The organism is Anabaena sp. FACHB-83 (assembly GCF_014697485.1).
GTDB lineage: Bacteria > Cyanobacteriota > Cyanobacteriia > Cyanobacteriales > Nostocaceae > Nostoc_B.
Map to the genome: position 1 here is coordinate 1 of NZ_JACJRY010000047.1, position 15,651 is coordinate 15,651.

Annotated in this window: 15 protein-coding genes and 1 pseudogene; 7 read left to right on the top strand and 9 right to left on the bottom strand. The window is 41.3% G+C overall.

Translation table 11 applies throughout. The features are described from left to right. The 5 genes and pseudogenes from H6G79_RS30180 to H6G79_RS30200 all read left to right on the top strand — a co-directional run. Positions 1-100, top strand: a pseudogene (locus H6G79_RS30180) (photosystem II protein D1); the annotation flags it as partial. 307 nt (positions 101-407) lie between these two features. Further along, a complete protein-coding gene (locus tag H6G79_RS30185; protein ID WP_190593899.1) occupies positions 408-2,390 on the top strand; it encodes an amylo-alpha-1,6-glucosidase in 1,983 nt (660 codons plus the stop codon). Positions 2,391-2,607: 217 nt separating this feature from the next. Beyond that, a complete protein-coding gene (locus H6G79_RS30190) occupies positions 2,608-4,233 on the top strand; it encodes an AAA family ATPase (protein WP_190593900.1) in 1,626 nt (541 codons plus the stop codon). A 74-nt stretch (positions 4,234-4,307) separates the two neighbouring features. Then, on the top strand, positions 4,308-4,682 hold the full coding sequence (locus H6G79_RS30195; protein WP_190593901.1) for a DUF1257 domain-containing protein: 375 nt from the start codon (positions 4,308-4,310) through the stop codon (positions 4,680-4,682). 145 nt (positions 4,683-4,827) lie between these two features. After that, entirely contained in the window at positions 4,828-5,235 is a 408-nt protein-coding gene (locus H6G79_RS30200; RefSeq protein ID WP_190593902.1) for a DUF1257 domain-containing protein, read from the top strand. A 16-nt stretch (positions 5,236-5,251) separates the two neighbouring features. Here H6G79_RS30200 and H6G79_RS30205 read toward each other — a convergent pair whose 3' ends face one another. The 9 genes from H6G79_RS30205 to H6G79_RS30245 all read right to left on the bottom strand — a co-directional run bounded on the left by H6G79_RS30205 (position 5,252) and on the right by H6G79_RS30245 (position 14,293). Then, positions 5,252-6,484, bottom strand: a complete 1,233-nt coding sequence (locus H6G79_RS30205) for a WD40 repeat domain-containing protein (protein WP_190593903.1) — start codon at positions 6,482-6,484, stop codon at positions 5,252-5,254. A 165-nt stretch (positions 6,485-6,649) separates the two neighbouring features. Continuing rightward, positions 6,650-7,438, bottom strand: a complete 789-nt coding sequence (locus H6G79_RS30210) for a GUN4 domain-containing protein (protein ID WP_190593904.1) — start codon at positions 7,436-7,438, stop codon at positions 6,650-6,652. Positions 7,439-7,446: 8 nt separating this feature from the next. Further along, positions 7,447-8,049, bottom strand: a complete 603-nt coding sequence (locus H6G79_RS30215; protein WP_190593905.1) for a hypothetical protein — start codon at positions 8,047-8,049, stop codon at positions 7,447-7,449. A 102-nt stretch (positions 8,050-8,151) separates the two neighbouring features. Further along, positions 8,152-8,772: a hypothetical protein gene (locus H6G79_RS30220; RefSeq protein ID WP_190593907.1), complete on the bottom strand. Its 621-nt coding sequence runs from the start codon at positions 8,770-8,772 to the stop codon at positions 8,152-8,154. 221 nt (positions 8,773-8,993) lie between these two features. Beyond that, positions 8,994-10,553: an Hsp70 family protein gene (locus H6G79_RS30225; RefSeq protein WP_190593908.1), complete on the bottom strand. Its 1,560-nt coding sequence runs from the start codon at positions 10,551-10,553 to the stop codon at positions 8,994-8,996. A gap of 120 nt (positions 10,554-10,673) precedes the next feature. Then, positions 10,674-11,294 carry a molecular chaperone GrpE gene (locus H6G79_RS30230; RefSeq protein WP_190593910.1) on the bottom strand — a complete coding sequence of 207 codons (621 nt, stop codon included), beginning with the start codon at positions 11,292-11,294 and terminating at the stop codon, positions 10,674-10,676. Positions 11,295-11,305: 11 nt separating this feature from the next. Beyond that, positions 11,306-11,518: a DUF2997 domain-containing protein gene (locus tag H6G79_RS30235; RefSeq protein ID WP_190593912.1), complete on the bottom strand. Its 213-nt coding sequence runs from the start codon at positions 11,516-11,518 to the stop codon at positions 11,306-11,308. Between the two features lie 127 nt (positions 11,519-11,645). Then, on the bottom strand, positions 11,646-13,355 hold the full coding sequence (locus H6G79_RS30240; protein WP_190593914.1) for a serine/threonine-protein kinase: 1,710 nt from the start codon (positions 13,353-13,355) through the stop codon (positions 11,646-11,648). A gap of 98 nt (positions 13,356-13,453) precedes the next feature. Next, a complete protein-coding gene (locus tag H6G79_RS30245) occupies positions 13,454-14,293 on the bottom strand; it encodes an alpha/beta fold hydrolase (RefSeq protein ID WP_199332992.1) in 840 nt (279 codons plus the stop codon). Positions 14,294-14,624: 331 nt separating this feature from the next. Between H6G79_RS30245 and H6G79_RS30250 the strand changes: the two genes are divergently transcribed. Both H6G79_RS30250 and H6G79_RS30255 read left to right on the top strand, forming a co-directional pair. Continuing rightward, a complete protein-coding gene (locus H6G79_RS30250; RefSeq protein ID WP_190593916.1) occupies positions 14,625-14,933 on the top strand; it encodes an RNA-binding protein in 309 nt (102 codons plus the stop codon). Between the two features lie 240 nt (positions 14,934-15,173). Then, on the top strand, positions 15,174-15,479 hold the full coding sequence (locus H6G79_RS30255) for a P-II family nitrogen regulator (protein WP_190593917.1): 306 nt from the start codon (positions 15,174-15,176) through the stop codon (positions 15,477-15,479). Positions 15,480-15,651: the final 172 nt, after the last annotated feature.

Consider the following 15,651-nt stretch of genomic DNA (forward strand, 5'->3'; position numbering starts at 1 on the left):
GGAAGTCATGCACGAGCGCAATGCTCACAACTTCCCCTTAGACTTGGCTGCTGGTGAGCAAGCTCCTGTTGCTATCTCTGCTCCTGCTATCAATGGCTAATCTTCTGAGATAGCAATGTTACAGCCTCGTAAAGTAGAAGAGTGAAGAAAAAAGCCCTCCATTTTGGAGGGCTTTTTTCTTCGTTTTGTAGTCTGATTTGTTCTGAACCTTAATTTATCTGATAAATCAAATGCGAGGCGATCTTCCACACTTTTCAAATTCTGATGTTTTCTTATTTTCCTCTGCTTATAGTTATTAAAGAGCGATATAGTTGAGGCCTGTAACTCTATCACCTATCACCTGCTATAAAACAATTGTGTAGTCAATAGATGTTGGTTATCACCTAAAAAATCAATCAGTTTGCCTTATGTGTATGGAATTTGGGCGGGAAATCTGCGGCAATCTCGAAATCGCAGAAACACGGGAATGGTTAGTGACCAATAGCATTGGTGGTTATGCTTCTGGCACGGTGGCAGGTTTACTAACTCGACGGTATCACGGCTTACTCATTGCCGCTTTACACCCGCCTTTAGGTCGCACCTTACTGTTGGCAAAACTAGATGAAACTGTATTGTATGGCGATCGCACTTATCCCTTACATACAAATCGCTGGGCAAATCAAACTGTGAGTCCCCAAGGTTATCGACACATTGAATCTTTTACCTTAGAAGGGACAATTCCCCTGTGGCGGTTGGCGGTGGCGGATGCTTTGCTAGAAAAGCGCATTTGGATGCAGTTGGGCGCAAACACTACATATATCCAATACATTCTGCGGCGTGCAACCCAACCTTTGCAACTAACCCTCAAAGCAATGGTCAACTACCGCGATTATCACAGCGACACCCACAGCAACGGTTGGCAAATGTTGGTGGAAGCGGTGGAACAAGGAATTTGTGTGACGGCTGATCCCAGTGCTACACCATTTTATTTGTTGAGTGACAAAGCCAGTTCTACACCCGTTCACAACTGGTATTATGACTTTGACTTGGCAGTAGAACGCGATCGCGGTTTAAACGACAAAGAAGACCATCTCCACGCTGCCACCTTCGCTGTGACTCTCCATCCTGGGGAAACAGTTACCTTTGTCGCCAGCACAGAAAAACAAATTGATTTACATGGTGAAACGGCTCTCAAATTACGCCGCACTCAAGAACAAAAACTATTAGGACTGTGGCAGAGTAATCGACCCATCACAGCACAGGAGTCTCCCGCCTGGATTAAACATTTGGTATTGGGGGCTGATCAGTTTATTGTTGATCGTTCTGTACCAGAAGAATCTCACGGCAAAACCATCATCGCTGGTTATCCCTGGTTTAGTGATTGGGGAAGGGACACAATGATTAGTTTACCTGGGTTGACAATTGCCACTGGTCGCCCAGAGGTAGCACGGGCAATTCTCCGCACTTTTGCCAAGTATGTCAATCAGGGAATGCTACCCAATCGCTTTCCTGATGTTGGCGAGGAACCAGAATACAATACAGTCGATGCGACACTGTGGTATTTTGAGGCAATTCGCGCCTATGACAATGCCACCAATGACGATCATTTACTCAGTGAACTGTTTCCCGTACTGGCAGATATTATTTATTGGCACTGTCGCGGTACACGCTATGGTATCCACCTTGATCCCACCGATGGTTTACTTTATGCAGGTGAGATAGGTACACAACTCACTTGGATGGATGCCAAAGTCGGCGATTGGGTAGTGACACCCAGAATTGGCAAACCAGTAGAAGTCAATGCCCTGTGGTACAATGCCCTACGCACAATGGCTAAATTTGCCCGTCAACTGGGTAAACCGCATCAAGAATATGAAGCAATGGCAGACCGCGCCTTAGCAAGATTTTCCCGCTTTTGGAACGAGGCTTTGGGTTACTGCTATGACGTGATTGATAGTCCTGATGGTGATGATGGGGCGTTGCGTCCAAATCAAATTTTTGCTGTATCCTTACCAGAAAGCCCCCTCACCCCTACCCAACAAAAAGGCGTGGTAGAAGTTTGTGGCAGAATGTTGCTGACTTCTCATGGATTGCGATCGCTCTCACCTGAACATCCACAATATCAGGGAATATACGGTGGCAATCAGTATCGGCGTGATGGTGCTTACCATCAGGGAACAGTTTGGGGTTGGTTATTAGGGCCATTCGTCCTTGCCCATTTGCGGGTTTACAAAAATCCACAACAGGCGCGGCAATTTTTAGAACCAATGGCAAATCATCTCACAGCATCCGGTGTTGGCAATCTCAGCGAAATTTTTGATGGCGATGCACCAATGACTCCGCGCGGCTGTACTGCCCAGGCTTGGACGGTGGCGGAGGTTTTACGTGCTTGGTTGGCAACGGAGAGTTAGGAGATGAGGGAAGGGAGACAAGGGAGACAAGGGAGACGAGGGAGATGAGGGAGACAAGGGGAGATTGGGAGTACCAGAATCAATCTGTTTGCTGTTTTTGTTTGTATAATCAGATACAGAGGCAATGCTATAATGAATGAAGGCTGGAGATTTGAGGAATCAATTAAGTAATTAGCGTTTCATCACCCTGACACCCCACGCACACCCCTAAAGAGAGATGAGCAATTTGCCACAAAATGGAACTCATAGCAGCGAGAATCAGCAATACGCTTCTTTGATAGAACAACTTGATTTGATGATTCGGGCGCGGTATCCCTTACTGTATGTGATTTCTGTGGAAGAAGAACCTGTAGAAGAAGTGCTGTTGCAAGTTGCAGCGCGTTCTGCGCCTCAGCGACAGGTGTTATTTTGGGATATTGTGCGGGGTTGGAGTGATAATGGTGCGGATAAAGGTTCTGTGATGGCGGCTTTATTACGCATTGCGAAAGCTGACTCGCAAACAGCAGCAATGTTTGTGCTGCGGGATTTGCATCCGTTTGTGAAAAATCCTACCACTGAGAAGAATGCACCGATTGTTAGGGAATTACGAAACTTAGCACGGGAGTTAAAGCGATCGCGTAAAACCATCATCACCACCAGTCATACTTTAGAACTTCCCGATGAACTACTGCAAGAGGTGACAGTTGTTGATTTTCCCTTACCCAGCGTCAGTGAAATCGATTATTTAATTACTCAGTTAGTCGTTCCAGATAAATTAAATATTGCAGGCTTGGCGCGAGAACAATTAATTAAAGCTTGTCAAGGTTTAAGCCGCACTCGCATTTCTAGGGTTTTGGCAAAAGCTTTAGCCGCCAAACAGCAGGTAAATGAGTCTGATATTGATGGTGTATTAGAAGAAAAAAAACAAGCAATTCGCCAAACAGGCATTTTAGAGTTTTTCACACCCCAAGAATCACTCAAGCGCGTTGGGGGATTAGATCAACTCAAACAATGGGTATTGATGCGCCAAGATGCTTTTACCGAAGAAGCCAGACGCTACGGTATTCCTAATCCCAAGGGGATGTTACTGGTGGGAATACAGGGAACGGGTAAATCTCTTTCAGCGAAAACTATTGCCCATGAATGGCGTTTACCCCTACTGAGGTTAGATTCTGGACGGTTGTTTGGTGGAATTGTCGGTGAAAGCGAAAGCCGAGTCCGCCAAATGATTCAGATAACCGAAGCAATGGCCCCTTGTGTATTGTGGATTGATGAAATTGACAAAGCCTTTGGCAATATTACCAGTGGGGTTGATGGGGATTCAGGTACATCGCGGCGGGTATTTGGCAGTTTAATTACTTGGATGCAGGAGAAAACTAGCCCAGTTTTTATTGTCGCCACTGCCAATAATGTGCAGATATTACCAGCCGAGTTGTTACGCAAAGGCAGATTTGATGAGATTTTCTTTTTGAATTTACCAACAGAAACAGAACGCCAAGAGATTTTTAAAGTTCATTTGCAAAGGTTACGTCCCAACCGCCTGCGAGAATTTAATTTAATTTCCTTGGCGAAACAAACACAAAACTTCAGTGGTGCGGAAATCGAACAAGTAATTATTGATGCTATGCACCAAGCATTTTCCACAAGAATAGAAGGACAAAGACGAGACTTCAATACAGAAGATATTTTACAGGCAATAGCGCAGACTGTACCCTTAGCTGCGATCGCCCGTGACCAAATCGAAGCCTTAAAGCAATGGGCAGCAGAAGCCGGTGCCAGGGCAGCGTCCAATGATATTCAATTAGTGGAGGAATTAAAACAATACTCAAACCAAAAAGGCATTGGCCCTTTAGAGGTCGATTAAAATAGAAAAACTATTTATTTTCTGCGCCTCGTTTTTAATCCAAAATCCCAAATCTAAAATCCAAAATTGGAATTATGTCTCATTTCACAACCATCAAAGTACAAATCAAACGCGGTGAAATTCTGCATGAAGTTTTGCAAGAACTAGGCTATCAAGTTGAGTGCAATACTAATGTTCGTGGATATCAAGGAAATACCACTCAAGCCGAGTATGTAATTCGCCAAAAAAACGGTTATGATTTGGGCTTTCGCCGCAATGGGGAGAATTACGAAATAGTAGCCGATTTTTGGGGCGCAAAAATTAATCAACAACAATTTGTTAACTCAATTAGTCACAAATATGCTTATAAAACTTTAATGGTAACAGTGCAAGAACAAGGTTTTAATGTTGAAGATGAAGAAGTATTAAAAGATGGCACTGTGCGGGTAGTAGTTGGGCGTTGGGTTTAATTATATTCGTGAGAATCAAGATACCCGACTTCTCGAAAAAGTCGAGTATCTGAACCTCTACCAAATTCATCCGCGTCCATCTGCGGTTAATTATTTTTTCCTCTCGCTTAATATATTGAAAATAGCTATATATTCAGCACAAAATATGTCACACTTTACTAGCATCAAAACTCAAATTAAAAATTCAGACGCATTAATTAAAGCCTTGGCAGATGTTGGGTTTAAAAATGTTGAACATCACCAAGTAGCACAGGCATTATATGGTTATCAAGGTGATGTGCGTCCTGAAAGTGCAGAAGTGATTATTCGCAAACAATATGTTGGTTCTTCGAGTAATGACATCGGCTTTAAGCGCCAAGAAAACGGTCAATTTCAAGCAATTATTTCTGAGTACGATCGCAGAAAATATAATCAGTCTTGGTTAAATACCTTGATGCAGCGTTATGGATATCACGCCTTGATGGCATCAGCTGAGGCGCAAGGCTTTACAATTGAAGCAGATGAAGTGCTGGAAGATGGAACAGTTAGAGTAGTTGTGGCAAGGTGGACATAATTAATTTGTGTTGAATTTACCCTGATATACCCCAAATCTTGATAGTTTTATCAAGACTGGTGCTAACAAGAGTTTTGCCATCAGGACTCAAAGCCATAGACCAAACAATCCCTAAATGTCCTTCTAAATTGTGAATGGTTTCACCTGTTAGTAAATTCCAAATTCTAATCACACCATTCTTTAAACCACCAAACAAAGTCTTACCATCTTGGCTAACACATAATGAATGAATATCATTATCGGCTTCTAGGGTAAGTGTATAAATTTTCTTGCTTGTTTCGATATCCCAAACATCAAGTTGAGTTTCTCCTCCAGCAATAGCAATTTTGCCATCTGGACTAATAGCAATACAAGAAATTCCTGGCATCGAAATATTTAAACCAAATGTTTCATATCCTAGAGTTGTGAGTTGTTTTTTGCGTTTCCAGTCCCAAACTTTGATTGTCCTATCATTAGTACTACCACTAATCAAAATTTGACCATCAGCACTCAGAGCAACTTTAACAATATTCATTCCCCAAACGTGACAAGGATGACTACCTAATTTATAGTATTTTCCCAAATGAGGCTGTTGCCAAACATGAATATTTTTATCTTGGCTACCACTAATTAAAGTGCCATCAGGAGCAACCACAAGTGATAAAGTAGCGTCAGTATGACCTTTGAGTGTGCGAATTTGTTGCTGGTTTTCTAAATTCCAAATTTTGATTTCCTGCCAATCGTTAGCATACAAAGTTTTGCCATCTGGACTAAATGCCAGTCCATAAGGTGCTGATAAACCTTCGCTTAATGTGCAGATTAATTGGCTTGTTTGAATATGCCATAATTTAATAGTTTGATCGTGGCTGCTACTAGCAATAGTTTTTCCATCGGGACTAAATGCGATTCCACATACATCTGATGTATGTCCACTAAAAGTAGTTAAGCATTCAAAAAATTGATAATGATATAAATTGAATTCGGCAATAATTTGTTCAGCACTAACTTTTTTTCTTTGATGTAATAACTTATATGCTGCTGCTTTTAACTCTACTGGTTCATGTTGCAAACTTTGAATGACTAACTCTACACCTACATCACCATAATCTATTGCTGGTGCGATCGCAGCGATTTTTGCTTCCAGATTATTACTTAACAGGCGATATTTAACACCTTCAATTCCGCCGAGAACTAACCCATTTACAGGAGGTGGTGTTTGTCCTCCCAGCACAACATCATATCCTCGCGGTTGCTGGAGATTTTCTGGCATTATTGTTTCCTCGATACTAATTAGGACTAACGCAGGAAAACTAAAAATTAAAGCTTTGGGGAAGGGTATAAGGGTTTTGAATAATTACACCCCTGCACCTCTACACCCAATCTCAACAGATAGTATTGATGTGTAAGTCCTGACTAATACCAGTGTTCCCAAATTTCAGATGATGTTACATCTGGCTAATTTCTCTGCAAGTGCAGATAAGGTTCTGCAACCTGTCCAAAAGTCACCTAAACCCCAACCGATAAATGCACCACCACGGGGTAAATGTCCGACATTAGCGTTTAAACCAAATTGCAAATCGTTCCAATAACGCCAACTACCTTGAGAAAACCATCCCACACCTTTACCAAAGCGACACCAAGCTTCCCAGTCAGGGTTAGCTGTACCGCCAACTTTTTGCCAAATATAAGTTTGGACTGCAAAGCCAAAGCGGCCATTGCTATATTTTTGCCAGAGAGTTTCAATGGTGTTTAAGTCTGCACAGGGAAATTTTTCAATGTCGGTGGGATCTAAACATCCTTGTTGTGTGCGATCGCAAATTTGCAGCATCATAGCGGCAGTTTCTTGATCTGCATCTTGCCATTTTCCCGCAGCCAGTAATTTTTGTAAATTACTGTAGTTTGCGCCAACCGCAGAGATTAAGGGAGGTTCGGTGTCTAAAGAGGATTGTAATTTTGCTAATGCTTGTTGTCCCAGCAGTGATGATATTGTTAATTGCAGTTTTTCCGATTCAGGATTGATAATTTCAAACACCAGCCTGATTCCCGCTTCACCATATTTTAACGCTTCCGCAACAGCCAGAACTTGTTCTTCTACCGAGACAGCACTAGTCAAACGCCGTTTCACACCTGCAATACCACCTAAAACCACTCCATCTTTTGGCGGTGGGATTTTTCCACCCAGAACTGCATCATATTCTCGCGGTTGATTGAAATTTTCTGACATTGCGGTTGTTATTTGGAGAAGGCTTGCACTCTATCAATACAGCCCCGGCTTACTGCTTCTCGTAAAATATCTGTGATCCCCCGTCGTTTAAAGTAAAGTGCTGCATAGTTACGTTGTATCTGTGTACCGTTGAACAGGTAATGTCGGATTCTGTCTTTACCTTCATGAGTATCAACTAAGCCAAGTGTAAAGTCAATTAACTTACAAGTGGCGCTATTGCGATCGTGTTCTAAATTATCCATTAGTGTATCGATATCAGACACGCCGCCAGCACGCGCCATCGCCACAAAAGCATCATATCTGTCAATTTTATGGCTATATTCTTGTAGTATTTCTTGCACTATAGGTTCTGGTCGAGAAGCAAGTAGGGAATAAGCTGCTTGGCGGACTTTCCACAATCTATCTTCTAACGCCCAGATTACCAGTTCTAAACCTGCTTCGCCATACTTGAGTGCTTCTTCTAGTGCGGCAATTTTTTGTTCAATTATTGGATTTGCCAACCGTCTTTTAACACCTTCTAGTCCTCCTAAGACTACAGCACCAGCAGGGGCATTTTCTTGACCACCAAGCACAGCATCATACACTCTGGGGCGATTATAATTTTCTTTCATCAAGTTTTTAGTATTAAGCCTACTACTTAGTATTCCCCATTACTAAGGTTAGGCGATCGCAATTTTCATTCAACTTTTTTTCCTGGAAAAGCACGAATCTTATCAAACGCTACTACTTGATTCTAAAATTCCTACCAAAATCTTCATTAAATCTGGCAAATCATCGGGAATGCGATACAGCGAAATATCCTGAAAAATCTGCTGCTTTGTTTTTTCTAAACGACCAAAACGCCAAGCATCACCAATTGTTACTGCACCATAAAAAATATCACCTTCTTCTACTTCAGAAATAGCAATTAACTCTACTGCCATCTGCGTAAAGCCTCTAGTTAAGTCATCATTTTTCGCTTCAACTACCAATAAACTTAGATTGCTTTTCAGGTAATAATCTAAATTACCTTTTAACCAGTTGTTTACTGTCAATGAATACTCAATCCTGATTTGACATTGACAATAACGAGCAACTTCCAGCAATGTAGGTGCTACAAGTGTTTCACGTCGTGCTGTCTCGCTGCTCAAGCTAACTAGTGGTAAAGATTCATCAATTCGCTGTTGTAATTCTGGCAAACGTTCTAAATTGCGATCGCTACGTGGTAACTCCATTCGTGTCTTTAGCAAACTATAACCCAATTCCGCTAAAATTTCGTCTGCTTCGTAAGGCATTTCAAAATAGGAGCGAAATGTGTAAGATTGCCCTTCTTGCAAAAGATGACGACGAGTCATAATTTTTTGTTTGCAGCTACACATTAAATTACTATTAAATGTTAGCGTTTTAATTAGCTAGTACAACAAGTCAAAGGTAAAAATAAATAATACTTATCAAGTAAGCGTTTTGAGTATCTAAAACAGCGTCATATTGTTTTGGTTGGTTCTGATTTTCTGGCATTACAATTTACTAAATTAATATTATTTTTGAAACGAACCGCCAAGGCGCAGAGAGAAGATTATTTGAGTTTAGCGATCGCACCTCTATTTACTAACATTTTCCCTGTCAATAAATCCTTAACTGTTACTACTAACACCCGTTGTTCGTTGACTTCAAATTGTGCTTGGATTCTGTCAATTCCGGTTTGTCCTGGTGGTTCAAGATAAGCGACACATACTTGTTGATGATGGGTTTCTAGGGAACGATAGCTATCTTGTTTGATTAAGTGACTACTCGTCATTCTGCCTTGTGCATCATAAGCAACTTCCGCTTGGGAAACTTCGGCTACTTCACCGATGTCAAGGCGAATTTCTCGCTGTCCTTCGGTGGCTACTTGCAATGTTAAAGCTTCCGAACGCGCCCCTGGATATTTTGCTCCTTTTTCAATTAAGGTGAAATAAGAATAAGTTTTGCTGTGGGGTTCCCAAAGGCGAATCGCGTAACTGTGGCGGAGGTAATCATCAACTGCTACCATTTCGCTTAATGCTAATGCGCCATGTGCGACAGCTTCAAAGGGTTTATCTAACTTGACTTTTTGTCTACCAAAATAAGAAATTACTAATTGTTGAATGGCGGGGATTTGACAAGTACCACCGACGAGTAACACTTGTTCTATAGATGATTTACTGATACCTTTAGCAAGTGCGATCGCTAATACTTCATCGATGGCTTGTCTTAACTGTTCTAATAATTGTTGATTTTCTAAAATTTCGCCTAACTCTTCCCGATGTAACTGCAATTCATGGGACATAAAATTTTCATCATCAAACCAAGCTTCCTTGGCTAAATCTGTTGTCGAAAGTTGAATTTTTACCCTTTCTGCTACTTCCAATAAATTCATAAAACCGATTTCCCCGACTTCTTCACGGGAAGAACCGATTTTGTGTAAATAATGTTCTACAATCCAAGTATCAATATCGACACCGCCAATAAAAGCATCCGACTTGGCGAGAACTTCCGCGCGTATGGCTTGCTGTTCGGCTGCAACACTCACAGTCCGCACTAAACTTAAATCCAGAGTTCCGCCACCAAAGTCCACCACCAAAACCACACTACCAGGACGCTTGACGGCATAACCAAGGGCGGCGGCTGTTGATTCATCCACAATTTGCACTGTGGGCATATTGAGTTTATCGCCCAAGTCCCGAAACCAGTCAAGATACCTTTCAAATGCACCTACAGGAACGGTAAAAATAACGTGACTTGGCTGCAACTGCTGTTCAACTTGCTGCCAAATCTCCTTCAGAAACAATTCTGAAATGATCTCTGCACTATAACTATTACCATCCAACAGTCGCGGAGGCGGGACAAAATCCGCCGCTAAGTCTCGTTTAAAAGCCCGAAAACAGCGTTCCGGCTGGGAAAACCCCAAGCGTTTAGCGCGTACCGCTTCACCAAACAAAATGCTATTTTGTCCCTCAACAAACACCAAACTTGGTACAACACTTACCTGTTCCGTCCCCACCTCAAACCGCCGCGACATCCCCTCAAATCGCAAAGTCCGCGGCTTTTGCGTAATCAAGTCTGTGGTACAAACAACAGTATTACTCGTACCAAAGTCAATTATTACTGTAGTCATTAGTTATTAGTCATTTGTCATTGGTCATTTGTCATTGGTCATTGTTACAGACTTATCCCCCTCATCCTCCTTGTCCCCCTTGTCTCCCTTGTCTCCCTTGTCTCCCTCATCCCCCTTCCTTCACCTCCCCCCCGGCAAAGTCCGACTCACCTTAGCTGGACAAAGAATTTTACCTTGATGCTGATAGCCGACAAATCGGATGTAAACCAATTCACCTTCAGTAATATCAGTTTTGTCTGGTTGATGAAGTTGGGAATTATAAGGTACTTGTTCCCAAGGTTTACCAATGAGTTCGTAACCCCATTTACCAAGGAGGTTATCTAGAGGGGTAAACATAGAAAGGAGATTTTTTGCAGGTAATTCAGGTTTCACACTCACCATTTGATGAATGCTGGGATAGTTGGTGAGTAATGTCTGCAATTGTTCAAAGGTGGTAACGCGCAACTCTTCGGTGAGTCGAAGTTGCTGCTGTTGCAATTCTTGATGCAGTCGCAAGCCTTCTTGGTGTAGTGCTTCTTTTTCAGTAGTAATTTGGGCTAGTTTGTGGGCTAATTCTGAGTATTTATCTTGCCAGATGAGGACTTCAGCTTCTAGGAGTTGAATTTGAGATTGTTTGTTGAGTTGCAGGATTTTCGCACCATTGATCATTAGAATTATCAATAGTGGCGAAAAAGTTGCGATCGCCATCACAACCAAGCTTTCTACAGAAAACATTCCGATATCTTGGATATCTGCAATCATTTCCGCCCCTCCTATTTTTGCTTGAGAGACTGTTGTTCTGTTCCTGTAACGTTTTCTTCTCCTTCGTAATATTCAGGAAGCAGTTCTTGGCTTTCTACCTCTCCTAAAGCACCCTCAATTCCCGATGTTGCATTGGTACAACTTACACCAGAACCATTAATCACAGTCTCGGTAATTTTGCCGTCTTTACCAATGCGATACTCAATTTTTTGATACTCTGCCATAACTCAAATATTGATATTTTCTAGGTTTTACAGAACTACTTAGCTACTTTGTTGTATCACTTCTGCTAGTAAACGGCAATTGTCAAAAAAAGTCTGCTTTGGCGAGTAGAGCTTGAGTGTTGAAAACCTACCACTTATTGGCTGCTCTACCTCTAATTAATATAGGTTGGGGAATAGTTGTAAATTTATCAACTGATCCCAAGGAATAATCATCTAATTTAAAATCAGCGAAGGGCTGATTGATTAACCGATATCTCAGAGCTTCATCAACAATTACCCCTTTAGATTTCTTGCGTATCCCAATAATGATAATACTGCTTTGATAATCTGTTATATCTTGATTAGATGGGCATTTACCGCGCTGAAATTGACCAAGATTTAATAAGCGATAACCTTTGACACTAGATGTATTTTTAAATAATTTTTGGGATAATAATTGCAGTTGCTTGGCACGTTCGAGGGCGAGACGTTGGGCAACAACTAAATTACCTTCACAAGTTGCTGTCCCCACAGAAATAATTTCTGTAGGGTATTCCATAATTTTCTGAATACCTTCTTGTTCAAGATTTAACTTTAAAAAATCAACACTTACAACTTGGTCATTATATTTAATTTGGAAACTGCTATTTAACAGCCATTTATATTCTGTTGATAAAATAGCAATGCTAAATTCTGCGGTTTTACCTTGACTATCTCTACCTTCTTGATAACCAAAAAACTCGATTTTACCTTTTGCTTCAGGGGCTTGGGTTTGGGTAATGAGGGTAGAAATTTTAGGCGATCGCATCCCCAAAGCCATGACACTAATTACACTTAATGACACCATTAATGCTGCTAAAAATGCAATTAAAGGCAGCTTATCTCCTATTTCTGTTTTGGCAACTGTAGGAGAAAAATATTTTTCTTGTAGATTACTAGTTAAATTCAACTTCACATACTGTTGTTCAATTTCTCCCAACTGCTGCAATATCTCTTGAGCATTCTTAGGTCTATCTGTAATATTCGTTGCCATTAACCAGTCAACTAAATCTAACAACCCTGGTGAGACATGAGCGGAAAAATTTCGCCATTGCAGCAAATTTTTCCGTGCATCATACATATCTAAAGGATGTCGCCCGGTTAATAAAAATGCAAAGGTACGTCCCAAGGCAAAAAAATCTGATTGTGGTACGGCTTGACCTTGCATTTGTTCTAATGCACCATAGCCCGATGAAATAATTGATGTCATTTCACCACCATGATTAAATTGCGCCAGATATTGCCTGCTGACTGCTTGCGATGTGCCGAAATCAACTAAAACTAATTGCCCATTAGACCGCAGTTTAATATGAGATGGTTTAATATCTTGATGCAGATATTGTTTACTATGTACCAAATTTAAAATTTCGGCTAATTGTTGCAACCATGCAATAGCTTGGGTTTGAGAAATAGGACGATATTGTTGTTGATTCATCCACTGTTCTAAATCCCAACCATCGATTTTTTCCATCGCTGTGCAGTGTAATATCAAACCATCGCGCGTTTGATATTGAAAATAACCATCAACTTTAGGAATTCCGGGATGATGTAATTGACCTAAAACAGTCGCTTCTTGTTGAAAAATCTTAATAGCTGCTGCGTCATTTGACAGTTCCTCGCGCAGTACCTTGAGGATGTTTGGCGTATCGTTGGTGTGTGCTTCATAGACTTTGCCAAAGCCAGTTTTGTCACTCAACAAGCGAATGACACGGTAACGCCCCGGTAATTCTAACGGAGAACCACAACTTTGACAGAAGCGGTGTTTATCGTTATCTTGATTGTTCGGTTTAGGACAAACTGGATTTATACAAAGGCTCATGGGAAGTCAAAAGTCAGAAGTCAGAAGTCAAAAGTCAAAAGTCAAAAGTCCAGAAATTTTGACAAATGACTAATGACCAATGACCAATGACAAATTACTCATTTACACTCTGCTAAAAAAGCAGCCACAGTCCGGTTAAATGAGTCGGGTTCAGTCAGAAAAGGCCAATGATTTCCCGGAACTTGACACAGGCGTAAGTTTTTCAGATTGTTTTTATAGGGTTTTAATTGCCATTCTTGGCGGTTGAGACCTTTATCGGACTTAACAAACAAGGCGGGTGTATCGATGGGGTTGATAAAGCCCGGTACGCGCATCACATCTTCAAAAATGCCATCACGGGCGGCTATGGTGAACTTACTACCCCAACTCCCATCCGGTTTTTGTTCGATTCCCCCTTGGAATACCTGCTGTTGTAGTTCGTTCCAACCTTGATATTGGTTTAATTGTCGGGCGATTTGTTCGGCTTCAACATAACTAGCAAATGGCCCCATCCCTTTGAGAAAGGATAAAAAGCGGTACAAGAAGGGAAAAGTCGCCTTGAAGAATTCGGGCATTTTCCAGATGAAAATCGGGTCAACCAAAACCATACTCCGCACTCGCTGGGGGTTTTGCCTAGCCCAGATTACAGCTAATTTACCAGTCCAGGAATGACTTACTACATGGGCGGAAGACCATCCCAATTTATCCATGAGGGCTTCGAGGTCAGCGATCGCACTTTCAAAGCTATAATCTTTTTCTGGTTTGCTGCTTTCACCATGACCGCGCATATCTGGCGCAACTATGTGGTAATCTGTCGCTAAATATGCGCCCAAGCTAGACCAAACAAGTGCATGGTCGCCTAAACCATGTAACAACAACAAAGGTTCTTGACCTTGATTCCACTCTAAATAAGAAAGTTGAATATCAGATTTAACTAAGGTTTGTCGTCTAGAGATCATTGTCAATCTACCTTTGGAGAGATAGCTTTGCGATTATATAGTACTGCGAAAAGCTCTACCTGCTAAAGATCAGCCTGAATAGTTAGGTAAACCTAGCCGTCCCCAGCACCAAATTTCATCACCTACACGGAGTCATCCATTGCTTACATAACTTTATATAACACTTTTAGTAACTCACCCCTCATCACTGCTTGCTATGTCATACTAGGAAGTGAGAGTTAATTCGGCGACCGCGTTTGTTTTTATTATTGACAGGCTTTTTCCTTTTGGTATTTACAGACTTTTCTCCGAAACCTAAATCTCTACACATCTATGATTTCGGAGACAATCTATGTCAGTTTATGTAGGCAATCTTTCTTATGAAGTTACAGAAGATAGTCTGAGTGCTGTTTTTGCAGAATATGGCTCAGTCAAGCGTATCCAGTTACCTACAGACCGTGAAACAGGTCGGATGCGCGGTTTCGGTTTTGTGGAAATGGGTACAGATGCTGAAGAAACAGCAGCTATTGAAGCCCTTGATGGCGCTGAATGGATGGGACGCGACCTCAAAGTAAATAAAGCTAAACCAAAAGAAGATAGAGGTTCATTTGGCGGTGGTAATCGTGGTGGCGGGGGCTACGGTGGTAGAAACCGCTACTAAGGCTTTATCAAATTAGCTCTTGCAGCTAACCCATTAATCCAGCATCCGAATTGCATTTATTACCGGCTTAGGCAGAAATGCTTGAGCCTTTTTAATACAAAACTGGGCTGGAAAATCAGCTAATACCATTTTGGATTTTAGATTTTGGATTGAGAAAGTGTTTACTGGTAAGCTTTTGGGCAATCCATTTGTCACAATCATTCTCCAATTTGGTATAAAATCTAATTTCTGGAGTTCTCTATGTCAAACTCAACCCCTCCCGTTGAGCCTGCTGTTTTAGTTACTATTATTGGTGAAACTGTCCTGAAAGACCGGATTGTGAAGCTTCTCAAAAGCCATAACGTCAGTGGCTATACAATTAATCAAGTGCAAGGTGAAGGCGGTCACGGAAGACGCTTGGCAGACTTAGCAGGCTACAACACTAATATCGAAATCAAGACCATAGTTTCATTAGAAACATCAGATGCAATCCTTTGTGTCCTCAAACAAGAGCAAGGTCAGCACGCTTTAATTGCTTTTCGCCATAATATAGAAGCATTTTATTGATTAAATTTTTCTCAGGCATTCTTTAGAGATATGTAGTCTTATACAACCACGACCAGTACTAGTACAACAAGTCAAAAGGAAAAACCTTTAATATTAAATGGCTGAATGTCATATCCACTAACATTCCAGAATCGAGAATCGTGTTTTTCCAAATAACCAATTACCAGGTGTA